The organism is Salinifilum ghardaiensis, assembly GCF_054491345.1.
Genome location: NZ_CM137101.1, coordinates 4885453 through 4897878 on the forward strand (window position 1 = coordinate 4885453; position 12426 = coordinate 4897878).

Below are 12426 nucleotides of genomic sequence, written 5' to 3' on the forward strand. Positions count from 1 at the left end.
GCCCGGAAGATCCCGCTCCGCGCGGAAAATCCGGGAGAAATCCGGGTCCCCCGGAACTCGGGGCGCCGGCCCGCGGACTCCCCGGGAAGTCAGGAGCGGCCGGGCACGGCCACCTCGCCCTGCGCGGCGCGCAGGGCGATGTCGGTGCGGTAGTGCGCCCCGGGCAGGTGCACGGCGTCCACGCGCCGGTAGGCGTCGTCGCGCGCCGCGGCCAGGTCGGTGCCCGTGCCCACGACCGACAGCACGCGCCCCCCGGCGGAGAGCACCGAACCGTCCTCACCCCGCCGCGTGCCGGAGTGCAGCACGCCCGGGGCCGTGCTGCCGTGGATGACGTCGTCGAGCCGGGGCCGTCCCGGGTAGCCCTCGGCGGCGAGCACCACGGTCACCGCGAAGCCCTCGTGCCACTCCAGCGGCGGGTGCTCGGCCAGCGTCCCCGAGGCCGCCGCGTGCATCAGCGAAGCCAGCGGCGTGCGCAGCAGCGACAGCACCGACTGCGTCTCCGGGTCGCCGAACCGGCAGTTGAACTCGACCACCTTCGGGCCCTCGGAGGTCAGCGCCAGCCCCGTGTACAGCAGCCCGGAGAACGGGGTGCCGCGCCGCGCCAGCTCGTCCACCGTCGGCTGCACGATCCGGGAGACCACCGTGCCCGCCAGGTCCTCCGCGGCCCACGGCAGCGGCGAGTACGCACCCATGCCGCCCGTGTTCGGCCCCGCGTCCCCGTCACCGGCGCGCTTGAAGTCCTGCGCGAACCGCAGCGGCACCACGGTGGAGCCGTCGACGAAGCAGAACAGCGAGGCCTCCGGACCGTCCAGGAAGCTCTCGAGCACCACCGGGTGGCCGTCGTCGAGCAGCGTCATCGCGTGCGCGCGCGCCGCGTCGAAGTCGGGCGTGACCAGCACGCCCTTGCCGCCGGCGAGCCCGTCGTCCTTGACCACCCACGTGGGGCCGAACCGGGCGAGCGCGGCGTCCAGGTGTGCCGGGTTGTCCACCAGCTCCGACCGCGCGGTGGGCACGTCGGCGGCCTGCATGAGCTCCTTCGCGAAGGCCTTCGACCCCTCGATCCGCGCCGCGTCCTTCGACGGCCCGAAGCACGGGATGCCGGCCGCGCGCACCGCGTCCGCCGCACCGACGACCAGCGGCGCCTCCGGGCCGATCACGACGAGATCGGCTCCCCAGTCGGCGGCGAGCGCAGCGACCCCGCGCGGGTCCTGCACGTCGACGTCGTGGTTCTCGGCGAGCGTGGCGGTTCCGACGTTGCCGGGGGCGCAGGCGAGCGCGGTCACCGCGGGGTCGCGCGACAGGGCCGCGGCGATCGCGTGTTCCCGGCCACCGGCACCGAGCACAAGAATTCGCACGAATCGCAGCGTAAGCGGTCCCCGTGCGCGGGAACCGAGCACCCCCGGCGATGCGGGGAGAACCCCACCTCGCGCGGGCGCGGGCGAGCCGGACGCCCGGCCGGCGGCACGGGTCGTCCGGTGATCCCCGCTTGTCCGGCGACCACCGCGGCCCGGGGCTAACCTGTCGGGCCGACGGAGGTGAGCCGGTGGCCCAACTGCTGTTCGTCCTCGTCGGCGCGCTGCTCGTCACGGCTTTCGCGCGGAGCAGGGACATCGCCGCGCCGCTGCTGCTGGTGCTCGTGGGACTGGCGGTGTCCTACCTCCCCGGTGGCGGGGACTTCCACGTGGACCCCGAGCTGCTGCTCACCGTCGTCCTGCCGCCGCTGCTGTACAGCGCCGCGCTGGAGAGCTCCTACCTCGACTTCCGCAGCCGCATCGCACCGATCGTGCACCACGGCCTGCTGCAGGTCGTGGCCACGGCGTTCGTCCTCGGCTACGCCGCCTACCTGCTCGTCCCCGAGCTGCCGCTGAGCTCGGCGGTGGTGCTCGGCGCGGTGCTCGCCCCGCCGGACGCGGTCACCGCCGCGGCCATCGGACGGCGGCTCAAGCTGCCCCGCCCGGTCCTCACCGTGCTCGGCGGCGAGAGCCTCATCAACGACGCCGCGGCGCTGACGACCTACCGGATGGCCATCGCCGCGGTCGCCGGCAACACGCCCACGCTGGCGCAGGGGCTGGGCGCGTTCGCGCTCGCCGCCGGCGTCGGCGTCGGCGTGGGCCTGCTGCTCGGTGCGCTGACCCACCTCGCCCGCACCCGCGTGCCCGACGTGCACGTGGCCACCCTGCTCGGGGTGCTCGTGCCGTTCGTGGCCTACCTGCTGGCCGAGGAGCTCGGCGGTTCCGGCGTGCTCGCCGTCGTCTCCGCCGGGCTGTACGTGGGGCACTACCGCCCGCGGGCGCGCGCCGCCGGGCGGCTGCAGGAGAGCGCGGTGTGGTCCTCGATCAACCTGCTGCTGGAGAGCTTCGTGTTCGCCTACATCGGGTTGCAGCTCGACTCGGTCATCACCGAGGTGCTCACCTCCGGGCGCGACCCGGGCCGCGTGCTCGCCGTCGCGTTCGCGCTGCTCGCCGCCGCCGTCGCCGTCCGCGTCGTGTGGATGTTCACGTCCAGCTACCTGCCCGGGCTGTCCCGGCTCACCCGCGCTCCCGGTAGCTCCGGGACGTGGCGGCGCACGGCCGTGCTGTCCTGGACCGGCATGCGCGGCGTGGTCACGCTCGCCGCCGCGGGGGCGATCCCGTACGAGACCGCGGCCGGCGAACCGTTCCCCGACCGGGAGCTGATCCAGCTGATCGCGTTCGTCGTCACCGTCGGCACGATCCTCGCGCAGGGCACGACGCTGCCGTGGCTGATCCGGCGGCTGCGGGTCAGCGACCCGGACGAGGAGCAGCGCGACGACGAGGCGGAGATCCGGGCCCGGCGCCACGCCGCCGACGCCGCGCTGCACCGCCTCGAGACGTACACGCCGGAGCACCTCGGGGTCTCGCCGGAGGAGCACCGCGGGATCGTCGACCGGGTCAAGGCGCTCGTCGAGTACCGGGACCTGGCCGCGAGCGAGCAGATCGGCCGCACCGCGCAGGAACGGGACGCATCGCACCAGCGCACGATGGCCACGCTGCGCCGCGCGCTCATCGAGGTGGAGCGCTCCGCGCTCGCCGACGAGCGCGACGCCGGGCAGCTCGACGACGAGGTGCTGCGCCGCGTGCTGCACGAGCTGGACATGGAGGAAGCCGCCCTCGACGCCTCGTGGCGCACGAGATGACCGGCTCGCTGGGGCGAAGCCGGGACGATCAGCCGAGCTCGTGCCGGACGATGGTCTCCGCGCGGCCGGCGCCGACGCCGATCGCGGACACGCGGCAGCGGGACAGCTCCTCGATGCGCCGCACGTAGGCCTGCGCGTTCGCCGGCAGGTCCTCGAACGTGCGCGCGGCGCTGATGTCCTCGTGCCAGCCCGGCATCTCCTCGTACACCGGCACCGCGTGGTGCACGCCGGTCTGGGTCATCGGCATCTCCTCGACCCGCTCGCCGTCGATGTCGTAGGCCACGCACATCGGGATCGTGTCCAGGCCGGTGAGCACGTCGAGCTTGGTGAGGAAGTAGTCGGTGATCCCGTTCATCCGGGTCGCGTAGCGGGCCAGCACCGCGTCGAACCAGCCGGTCCGCCGCGAGCGCCCGGTGGTGACGCCGAACTCGCCGCCCTGCCGCCGCAGGGTCTCGCCCGACTCGTCGGACAGCTCCGTCGGGAACGGCCCGGCGCCGACGCGCGTGGTGTAGGCCTTGAGGATGCCGATCACGGAGTCGATGCGGGTGGGGCCGATGCCCGCGCCCGCGCACGCGCCGCCGGCCGTCGGGTTCGACGAGGTCACGAACGGGTAGGTGCCGTGGTCGACGTCCAGCAGGGTGCCCTGCGAGCCCTCCAGCAGCACCGTCTCGTCCCGCTCGAGGGCCTGGTTGACCAGGAGTTTCGTGTCGGCGATGCGGCCCGCGAACTTCTCGGCCTGGCCGAGCACGGTGTCGACGACCTCCTCCGGGTCGAGCGCGCGCCGGTTGTAGACCTTGACCAGCACCTGGTTCTTGAACTCGAGCGCGGCCTCGACCTTCTGGCGCAGGATCTTCTCGTCGAGCAGGTCCTGCACGCGCACCCCGACGCGGGCGACCTTGTCCTGGTAGCAGGGGCCGATGCCGCGGCCGGTGGTACCGATCTGCTTCTTGCCGAGGTAGCGCTCGGTGACCCGGTCGATCGCCACGTGGTACGGCATGATCAGGTGCGCGTCGGCGGAGACCAGCAGGTTCGAGGTGTCCACCCCGCGCTGCTCCAGCCCGGACAGCTCCTCCAGCAGCACCCCCGGGTCGACCACGACACCGTTGCCGATCACATTGGTCACTCCGGGCGTGAGGATCCCGGAGGGGATGAGGTGCAGGGCGAAGTCCTGCCCGTCCGGCAGCACGACGGTGTGCCCCGCGTTGTTGCCGCCCTGGTAGCGGACGACCCAGCGGGCCTTCTCACCGAGCAGGTCCGTCGCCTTACCCTTGCCTTCGTCGCCCCACTGGGCTCCGATCAGCACGATCGCCGGCATGTGACACTCCAACCTGGATTCCGGTGGCCGCCAACGTGACCGCGCGCCCGCGTCCACCACGGGTGATGCCGACCGGTCAGGGTAAACCAGGAGCGAATCGTGACCACCACCGCACTGTCCTGCGGAAACTTCAACTCCACTATGCGCCCGAGCAGTGACGCCGTGCAGTGGCACGACCTGCCCGCCACCCCGGGGCGCGCGGAGGTCGACCCGCTGCTCGCGCGGGCGGGCGATCGCATCGTCGTCCGCGGCACCGATGCGGACCTCGCCGCGGTGGTGGTGCGGATGCTGCGCAAGGGCCTGCTCCGGGAGCTCGCGGTCGGCTACGTGCCCGTGGCCGACTCGCCCGCCGCGCGGCTGTGGGGCCTGCGCGTCGAGGACCTCGACCGGGCGCTGCACGCACCCGGCGCGCCCACCCCGCTGCTGAAGGACGACACCGGAGGCGTGCTCGTCGGCGAGGGCGTCGTCGCACCGATCACCGGGCAGGTCTACTGCGACGACGCGCGGGTGCTGCACGGCACCGCGCTGCGGTTGGTCGTCACCCCGGATCCGGAGGCCGCGGCGCTGCCCGAACCGACCGAGGACCCGATCGGCGAGAACATCGCCCCCATCATGGACGGGGTGCGGGTGTTCGCGGCGCGGCGCGGTCTGCTGCGCCGCCGCACCTCCTCCGCGCGCGGACGCGCCGTGCAGCTGGCGTTCGAGGAGACCACCGTCCGGCACGACGGTGTGGACCACCCGCGTCCGATCAGCAAGTGGGTGTGGCACCGGCACACCGAGGACCTGCTGCTGGCGCGGTGAGCGGCCCGCCCGCGGCGGAGGCCCGGCAAGACCGGCCGACCGGACGACCCCTCCCGAACGCCGCCGCGGAGGCCCCGCGCGACCACCGGCCGGGCCGCACCACCCCTCCCGAACGCCGCGGCGAAGACGCGCGGCCGAGGGGCGGTGCGCGACCTCGCTTCCGCCCGCCCCCGGCTTGTCGGCCCCGGTGGCCCCGCCCGGAGGCGCACTTCCCCGGCCGTTCGCGAAACCACGTGGCAGGAGGACCCGCTCCCCGGTGATCAACTTCGACCGGCGCGGCTCCAGTGGATGCCGTGCGCTGCGTTTCGCGCATCTCGCGAGAAATGCGCGAACAACCTGATCGGGCGAGGCGGGGAATCCGGAACCGCTCCTGTCCCCGCCCCTCCGGGCGGGGACACCGCGACGAGGTCGGCACTCCGGCGCAGCGGTGGCCGCCACTGGCGTTTTCACGTCATGTCACCGCCCGATCACACTTCGGCATTGCCCTGATCAACCGGATCGGTCATGGTCGATGCGCCCACCGACCGATCCGACGGAGGCAGCCATGAGGAAGCGCGCCGTGGCCGCAGCGACAGCCCTCCCCATCGCCGCAGCACTGGGCCTGAGCACGACGCAGCCGGCCGTGTCCGAACCCCCCGGCATTCCCGCACCGGACGAGGCCCGGGGCATGCTCTCCGAGCTGCGGGTCGCCCCGGAAGGCCCCATGGACGGCTACGACCGGGACAAGTTCCCGCACTGGAGCTCCGGTCCGGACAACTGCGACACCCGCGAGCAGGTGCTGCGCCGGGACGGAGACGGCGTGGAGACCGGGGACGACTGCTATCCCACGTCCGGCACGTGGACGAGCCCGTACGACGGCCGGACCTGGAGCGAGCCCTCCGACGTCGACATCGACCACGTGGTGCCGCTGGCCGCGGCCTGGCGCTCGGGTGCTGCCGAGTGGACCAACGAGCGGCGCTCCGAGTTCGCCAACGACCTGGACAGCCCGCAGTTGGTGGCGGTGACCGACTCGGTCAACCAGGAGAAGGGCGACGACACGCCGGACGAGTGGATGCCGCCGGAGAACGGCTACCACTGCACCTACGCCTCGATGTGGATCGCCTCGAAGCACAAGTGGCAGCTCACCGTCACCGACGGCGAGAAGAGCGCGCTGGAGGACGCCCTCACCACCTGCTGAGGACCGCCACCTGCTGGGTCCTCCTCATCGAGTCCCCTCCACTCGCCGAGGGCCCTCCACCCGGCGAGGGCCGACATCATTCCCCCGGAGGCGTGGTGATCATTCGTCGCCCACCCGAGTGGGGACAGCTTCCAATTTTCATGAAAATTGCGTTCTCTGGAACGAGTCCAGATAGTCAGCGGGGCTCGACGTCCTCGGGGTCCACGTCCTCCGGGTCCGTGCCCTGGGGTTCCGCGGTGTCTTCGTCCGGGTGCAGCGGAGGCAGCGCGGCCAGGGCCTCGGCCCGGCCGAGACCGGTGGCCTGGAGCAGATCCACCACGATCGAGCGGACCTGGAGAACGACCACCTGCATCGAGTAGTCGCCCTCCCCCAAGAGCTCCACAGTGGACTTCCGAGCCACCGAACGGGCCGCTTCCCGCGCCTGCAGCGGATCGCTCCCGCTGGCCAGCTCGTCGCGCAGCAGCGCGACCGCCCCCGCGAGCTCCTCCAGCATGGCGGGCAGCGGACGCGGCACCGGTTCCTCGTCGCGCAGCGCCGCCAGCGCCCGCCGCGCCAGCACGCGCGTGTTCCGCAGCGCCCGGTCGATCGGTGTCGCTGCCACGTCGTAGCGCTCCAGCTCGCCGCGGCGGCGCCAGCGGATCGGCGCGTACCGGGCGATCTCACCGCCCGCCTGCAACGCCGAGCGCATCGCGTCGACGTCCTGCTGGCTCCTGCGCGCCTGGGCCAGCACGTCGGAAGCCATCGCCACGTCCTGCCGCGCGACCGCCCCGCCGACCCCGCGCAGCGCGTCCGCCAGCGCACCGAGCACGACACGCCCGTTGCGGTGCGCCACGTTCAGCGGGTTCGCCGGCAGCAGCAACGCGACGACGAGGCCGACGACACCGCCCACCGCGGCATCGACCATCCGGGTCCACCCGCCGGCGGTCGCCGGCGGGAGCAGCGTGGCCACGAGCACCGAGGACGAGGCCGCCTGCAGCACGATCACGCTGCCGCTGTCCAGCAGGACGGCCGCGCTCATCGCCAGCATCACCACGAGCGCGATCTGCCACGGTCCCGTGCCGATCAGCGAGATGAGCAGGTCCCCGACGCCGACGCCGATGCTCACCCCGACGACGAGCTCCACGGAGCGACGCATGCGCTGGCCGAGGGAGACGCCGAGGGAGATCACCGCCGCGATGGGCGCGAAGAACGGTTGCGGGTGGCCGACGAGCTGCTTCGCGATGAACCACGCCAGACCGGCGGCGATGCCGGCCTGCACGATGGGCAGGCCGGTGCGCAGCAGGCGGCGCACGCGCCGGCCGAAATCCTCGCGGAGCCGGTCGTGGCCGGCCTGGAAGTTTCCGGTCACGGACCCCATTCTCGATGACGTGGTCAGCTCCGCGGCGGGACCACCGGCCCGCAGTGATCCCCACCGCTCCCGCGGTGGCGGAGGGCACCGGACGCCGCGCTGCTCCCCGGACCGCCGTGGCGGCCCCCGCGGGGGGAGCGGCAGCGCCGTCCCCCGCGAGTTCGGCCACCGCACGAGGACTGCGCGCTGCTCCACCGCAGCAGCGCCGGACGCCCGGCGGATGCCGCGGTCACCCGCCGTGGCGGCCCCCGCGGGGAAGCAGCGCGGCACCGCGGGCCGACGTCCTCAGACGCCCGTCGCGCTCACCGCTTCGGGGTCGCTGTCGGAGAGCAGCTGGTAGCACCGCTCGAACTCGTCGTCCTCACCGATCGCCCGGGCCGCGCGGGCCAACGCCGCGATCGCGCGCAGCACGCCCTGGTTCGGCTCGTGCCGCCACGGCACCGGGCCGAAACCCTTCCAGCCGGCCTTGCGCAGCGAGTCGAGCCCGCGGTGGTAGCCGGTCCGCGCGTACGCGTACGCCTGGATGTGCTCGCCGTTCGCCAACGCCGCCTCGGCCAGGGCGGCCCAGGCCGCGCTGAAGGTCGGGTGGTGCGCCGCGACGATCGCCGGGTCCGTGCCGGCGTCCAGCTCGGCGCGCGCGTCCGTGTTCTCCTCCAGCAGGGTCTCCGGCGGTTCCAGCAAGTTCCTGCCCTGTGTCATGCGCCCATCCTGCCAGCCGGTCCCCCCGGGGCGTGGCCCGCGGGGCCGCGTCCCGGGGGAGCCTCGCGCGCACCGGTGTCAGCCGGTGATCCTCCGCCCGGTGGACTTGAGCATCCCGCACGCGTCGGCCACGCGGGAGGCCATGGACCGCTCGGCGGCCTTGAGGTAGCTGCGCGGGTCGTACTTCTTCTTGTCGCCGACCTCGCCGTCCACCTTGAGCACGCCCTCGTAGTTGGTGAACATGTGGTCCGCGATCGGCCGGGTGAAGGCGTACTGGGTGTCGGTGTCCACGTTCATCTTCACCACGCCGTAGGACAGCGCCGCGTGGATCTCCTCCAGCTCGGAACCGGAGCCGCCGTGGAAGACGAGGTCGAAGGGCTTGTCGTCGCCGGACCGGCCGAGCTTGCGGGCGGCCACTTCCTGCCCCTCCTTGAGGATCTCCGGGCGGAGCTTGACGTTGCCCGGCTTGTACACGCCGTGCACGTTGCCGAACGTCGCCGCCAGCAGGTAGCGGCCCTTCTCGCCCGCGCCGAGCGCGTCGACGGTGTGCTCGAAGTCGCCGGGCGCGGTGTAGAGCTTCTCGTTGATGTCGTGGCTGACGCCGTCCTCCTCGCCGCCGACGACGCCGACCTCGATCTCCAGGATGATCCTGGCCTTGGCGGACTCGGCGAGCAGTTCCTCGGCGATGCTCAGGTTCTCGTGCAGCTCGACCGCGGAGCCGTCCCACATGTGGGACTGGAACAGCGGGTTCTGTCCACGCTGGACCCGCTGCTGGCTGGTCCGCAGCAGCGGCCGGACGTAGTCGTCCAGCTTGTCCTTCGGGCAGTGGTCGGTGTGCAGCGCGATGTTCACCGGGTACTCGTCGGCCACGACGTGCGCGTACTCCGCCAGCGCGGTGGCACCGGTGACCATGTCCTTGACCTTGCTGCCGGACGCGAACTCGGCACCGCCGGTGGAGAACTGGATGATGCCGTCGCTCTCCGCTTCGGCGAACCCGCGCAGCGCCGCGTTGAGCGTCTCCGAGGAGGTCACGTTGATGGCCGGGTAGGCGAACTCGCCCGACTTCGCCCGGTCCAGCATCTCCGCGTAGACCTCGGGGGTCGCGATGGGCATCGGTGGTCCTCCTCGCTGAGATGATCGAGCGGCGCGAGCCGCACCGCATCCTGCGCGGGCCGTTCGCCCGGAGCGGTCGGAACTCGGCACAGCGCTTTCGGCTGACGCACCCCGCCGCAGACCCGGCGCACCGGTCCGGCCGAGGCGCGGTTAACACTGCCCCAACCGGGGGAGAGGTGGAAAGCCGGTGATGCGATTCAGAGCCGCGCAAGTCCTGTGGACATGTTCACACGCCCCGCTGGCGGGGCCGGAGCTCGCGCTCCGAGCGCGTCACCGCGCCCAGGAGCCCGTGACGACGTTCCACTCCCGGATCGTCGTGCTCGCGAGAACCCCCGCCGCGGCGTAGGGGTCGGCCTCGAGGACGGCGCGCAGTTCCGCCTCGTCCGCGACCTCGTAGATGAGCATCGCCCCGGTTTCGTCGGCGAACGGCCCGCCGGCGAGCACCACGCCGCGCTCGGCCAGGTCCCGGCAGTACTCCCGGTGCTCGGGACGCACGCGCAGCCGCTCCTCGCGGTCCGCGCCGTACTCCAGCTCGACGACGTACGTGGCCATCTCCGCCTCCCGGTTCCGCCTGTGCCGTCGGGTGCACGCTACCCGGCGGAGTGATCCCCCCGCGATCACCGGGTAACGTGGCCGTGTGCGGGACGACGAGCACGCGGCCGAACGAACCGTGGAGCGGACGCTGAGCAAGCTGCGCGCGCTGGACGCGCCCGCCGAACCGGAGACGGACCGGCCGCTGACCCTCGAGGACCTGTACCACCAGCAGCGCATGCGCATGGTGCGGCTGGCCATCCTGCTGGTCGACGAACCCACCACGGCCGAGGACGTGGTGCAGGAGGCGTTCACCGGCCTGTACCGCAACTGGTCCGGTCTCCGCGATTCCAAGGCGGCCGTGGGGTACCTGCGCACCGCCGTGATCAACGCGAGCCGCTCGGTGCTGCGCAAGCGCAAGACCGCGCGCGAGTACCAGCCGCCGCACCAGGCGCACGCGCGTTCGGCCGAGTCGCTGGCCATGCTCACCACCGAGCACCAGTCCGTGGTGACCGCGCTGGGCAAACTGGCGCGGCGGCAGCGCGAAGTGCTCGTCCTGCGCTACTACGACAACCTCTCCGAAGCGGAGATCGCGGAGGCCACCGGCCTGTCCCGCGGTGCGGTGAAGTCGACGGCGAGCCGCGCGCTGACCGCGCTGCAGAAGGCGATGGAGAGCTGACCGGTCGCTGGTACCCGGCGGGCGCACCGGGGGTGCGGCGTGCCGGCCGCGTGGTGTAGACCAGTACTCGCGAGGGTTCCTCGCTGCGGTTCCACGCGCCCCACCCCGGAGGAGGCACAGCACGGTGCACTCGCGCGACCTGGTCCTCACCGGCGCCCGCGTCGTCACCCCGGACGGCGTGCGCCCGAACGCGTGGGTGCGCGTGGCGGGTGAGGAGATCCGCGACGTCGGCACCGGAGCGCCGCCCGCCCCGGCCGCGCGGGTGGAGCTCTCCGGCGGATGGCTCGTACCCGGTTTCGTCGACGCGCACTGCCACGGCGGCGGAGGGGGATCGTTCACCACCGCCGACGCCGGGCAGATCCGCACCGCCATCGACGCGCACCGGCGCCGCGGGACGACCACGATGCTGGCCAGCCTCGTCTCCGCCCCGATGCCGCGGCTGCGCGAGCAGCTCGCCGCCCTGCGCGAGTTCGTCTCCGACGGCGAGCTCGCCGGGGCGCACCTGGAGGGCCCGTTCCTCGCCGCGGCCCGGTGCGGCGCCCACGCACCGGCGGTGCTGACCGAACCGGCACCGGAATCCGTCGAGGAGCTCCTGGCGGCCGGCGGCGACGCCCTGCGCACGATCACCCTCGCGCCCGAGCTGCCCGGGGCCGTCGAGGCGATCCGCCGCATCACCGACCGCGGGGTGCGCGCCGCGGTCGGCCACACCGACGCGCGCGGTGAGCACGTCCTGCCCGCGGTGGAGGCCGGTGCCCGCATCGCGACGCACTTGTTCAACGCGATGCCGCCGCTGCACCACCGCGAGCCGGGCCCGGTCGGCGAGCTGCTGGCCGACGAGCGGGTCGCCGTCGAGCTGATCTGCGATCTCGTGCACCTGCACCCGGCGGTCGCCCGGTTGGCGGCGCGCGCCGCGGGCCCGGCGCGCACCCTGGCCGTCACCGACGCGATCAGCGCCGCCGAGGCCGGCGACGGCACGTTCGACCTGGGCGGGCTGGCGGTCACGGTCGACGGCGGGCAACCCCGACTGGACGACGGCTCCCTGGCAGGCAGCACGCTCACCATGGACCGCGCGTTCCGCAACCTCGTGCAGCACTGCGGGCTGAGCGCGGCCGATGCCGCGGCGGCCACCGCGTCGAAGCCGGCGGAGGTGCTCGGTCTCGACGCGCGGGTCGGGTCGATCGCCCCGGGCAAGCGGGCCGACCTCGTCGTGCTCACCGAGGAGCTGCTGCTGCGGCACGTGATGCGGGCGGGGACGTGGCTAGACTGAGACCGATGGAGCCGGGACCGAGGAGTTCGGAGCGCAACGGGCTGTCGGACGATCACATCGCCGCCGCGCTGCGCGGCTACGCCGGGGGGTCCGCGGGACCCGGCGGGGCGGCGGAGTCCGCCGGGGCGGCGCCCGCGCCCGGCCGCGGGCGGTCGCGGCCCCCGGCCGCGGGGCTGCTGCTGTACGCGCTGCTGCTGGGGCTGGCCGCCGGGGCCTGCTGCGCGGCGGTGACGCTGCTGTAGTCGGTCGCGTCCACTTCGGCCGAAGAGCCGAGGAGAACCTCCGCGATACCGGCCTTTCAGCCGAGGCAATACCGCCCGCACGGCCGGGGTTCCGCGCTCC

The 12426-nt window shown here is 73.4% G+C and carries 12 protein-coding genes; 6 read left to right on the forward strand and 6 right to left on the reverse strand.

The genetic code is table 11. The features are described 5' to 3' along the window. Positions 1-89: 89 nt before the first annotated feature. On the reverse strand, positions 90-1355 hold the full coding sequence (purD, locus tag ACVGV0_RS22315) for a phosphoribosylamine--glycine ligase (protein ID WP_459157641.1): 1266 nt from the start codon (positions 1353-1355) through the stop codon (positions 90-92). A 188-nt stretch (positions 1356-1543) separates the two neighbouring features. Here purD and ACVGV0_RS22320 point away from each other — a divergent pair, with 188 nt between their 5' ends. After that, complete coding sequence (locus ACVGV0_RS22320; protein ID WP_459157642.1) at positions 1544-3154, forward strand: Na+/H+ antiporter; 1611 nt, start codon at positions 1544-1546, stop codon at positions 3152-3154. A 28-nt stretch (positions 3155-3182) separates the two neighbouring features. Here the strand turns inward: ACVGV0_RS22320 and ACVGV0_RS22325 are convergent, their stop codons facing one another. Then, a complete protein-coding gene (locus ACVGV0_RS22325) occupies positions 3183-4469 on the reverse strand; it encodes an adenylosuccinate synthase (protein WP_459157643.1) in 1287 nt (428 codons plus the stop codon). Between the two features lie 99 nt (positions 4470-4568). Between ACVGV0_RS22325 and ACVGV0_RS22330 the strand changes: the two genes are divergently transcribed. Together ACVGV0_RS22330 and ACVGV0_RS22335 are read left to right on the forward strand one after the other, a co-directional pair. After that, positions 4569-5270 carry a hypothetical protein gene (locus ACVGV0_RS22330; RefSeq protein ID WP_459157644.1) on the forward strand — a complete coding sequence of 234 codons (702 nt, stop codon included), beginning with the start codon at positions 4569-4571 and terminating at the stop codon, positions 5268-5270. A 544-nt stretch (positions 5271-5814) separates the two neighbouring features. Continuing rightward, positions 5815-6447, forward strand: a complete 633-nt coding sequence (locus tag ACVGV0_RS22335) for an HNH endonuclease family protein (RefSeq protein WP_459157645.1) — start codon at positions 5815-5817, stop codon at positions 6445-6447. Between the two features lie 175 nt (positions 6448-6622). Here ACVGV0_RS22335 and ACVGV0_RS22340 read toward each other — a convergent pair whose 3' ends face one another. The 4 genes from ACVGV0_RS22340 to ACVGV0_RS22355 form a co-directional block, all read right to left on the reverse strand. After that, on the reverse strand, positions 6623-7795 hold the full coding sequence (locus ACVGV0_RS22340; protein ID WP_459157646.1) for an FUSC family protein: 1173 nt from the start codon (positions 7793-7795) through the stop codon (positions 6623-6625). A gap of 285 nt (positions 7796-8080) precedes the next feature. Continuing rightward, positions 8081-8494, reverse strand: coding sequence for a DUF3151 domain-containing protein (locus tag ACVGV0_RS22345; protein WP_459157647.1), 414 nt, complete (start codon positions 8492-8494; stop codon positions 8081-8083). Positions 8495-8572: 78 nt separating this feature from the next. Continuing rightward, positions 8573-9607: a class II fructose-bisphosphate aldolase gene (gene fbaA / locus ACVGV0_RS22350; protein ID WP_459157648.1), complete on the reverse strand. Its 1035-nt coding sequence runs from the start codon at positions 9605-9607 to the stop codon at positions 8573-8575. Between the two features lie 270 nt (positions 9608-9877). Continuing rightward, on the reverse strand, positions 9878-10159 hold the full coding sequence (locus ACVGV0_RS22355) for a YciI family protein (protein ID WP_459157649.1): 282 nt from the start codon (positions 10157-10159) through the stop codon (positions 9878-9880). An 85-nt stretch (positions 10160-10244) separates the two neighbouring features. On the opposite strand from ACVGV0_RS22355, the gene ACVGV0_RS22360 reads away from it, so the two are divergent. The 3 genes from ACVGV0_RS22360 to ACVGV0_RS22370 all read left to right on the forward strand — a co-directional run bounded on the left by ACVGV0_RS22360 (position 10245) and on the right by ACVGV0_RS22370 (position 12326). Continuing rightward, complete coding sequence (locus ACVGV0_RS22360) at positions 10245-10817, forward strand: SigE family RNA polymerase sigma factor (RefSeq protein ID WP_459157650.1); 573 nt, start codon at positions 10245-10247, stop codon at positions 10815-10817. Positions 10818-10941: 124 nt separating this feature from the next. After that, entirely contained in the window at positions 10942-12084 is a 1143-nt protein-coding gene (gene nagA / locus ACVGV0_RS22365; protein ID WP_459157651.1) for an N-acetylglucosamine-6-phosphate deacetylase, read from the forward strand. Positions 12085-12089: 5 nt separating this feature from the next. Continuing rightward, positions 12090-12326 (forward strand): hypothetical protein, encoded by a 237-nt coding sequence (locus ACVGV0_RS22370; RefSeq protein ID WP_459157652.1) that lies wholly within the window; start codon positions 12090-12092, stop codon positions 12324-12326. Positions 12327-12426 lie beyond the last annotated feature (100 nt).

Excerpts from the sequence above, each read along its gene's own strand:
- ACVGV0_RS22325 (WP_459157643.1), bottom strand. The coding sequence starts at position 4,469 with ATGCCGGCGATCGTGCTGATCGGAGCCCAGTGGGGCGACGAAGGCAAG.
- ACVGV0_RS22335 (WP_459157645.1), top strand. The coding sequence starts at position 5,815 with ATGAGGAAGCGCGCCGTGGCCGCAGCGACAGCCCTCCCCATCGCCGCA.
- ACVGV0_RS22345 (WP_459157647.1), bottom strand. The coding sequence starts at position 8,494 with ATGACACAGGGCAGGAACTTGCTGGAACCGCCGGAGACCCTGCTGGAG.
- fbaA (WP_459157648.1), bottom strand. The coding sequence starts at position 9,607 with ATGCCCATCGCGACCCCCGAGGTCTACGCGGAGATGCTGGACCGGGCG.
- ACVGV0_RS22355 (WP_459157649.1), bottom strand. The coding sequence starts at position 10,159 with ATGGCCACGTACGTCGTCGAGCTGGAGTACGGCGCGGACCGCGAGGAG.
- ACVGV0_RS22370 (WP_459157652.1), top strand. The coding sequence starts at position 12,090 with ATGGAGCCGGGACCGAGGAGTTCGGAGCGCAACGGGCTGTCGGACGAT.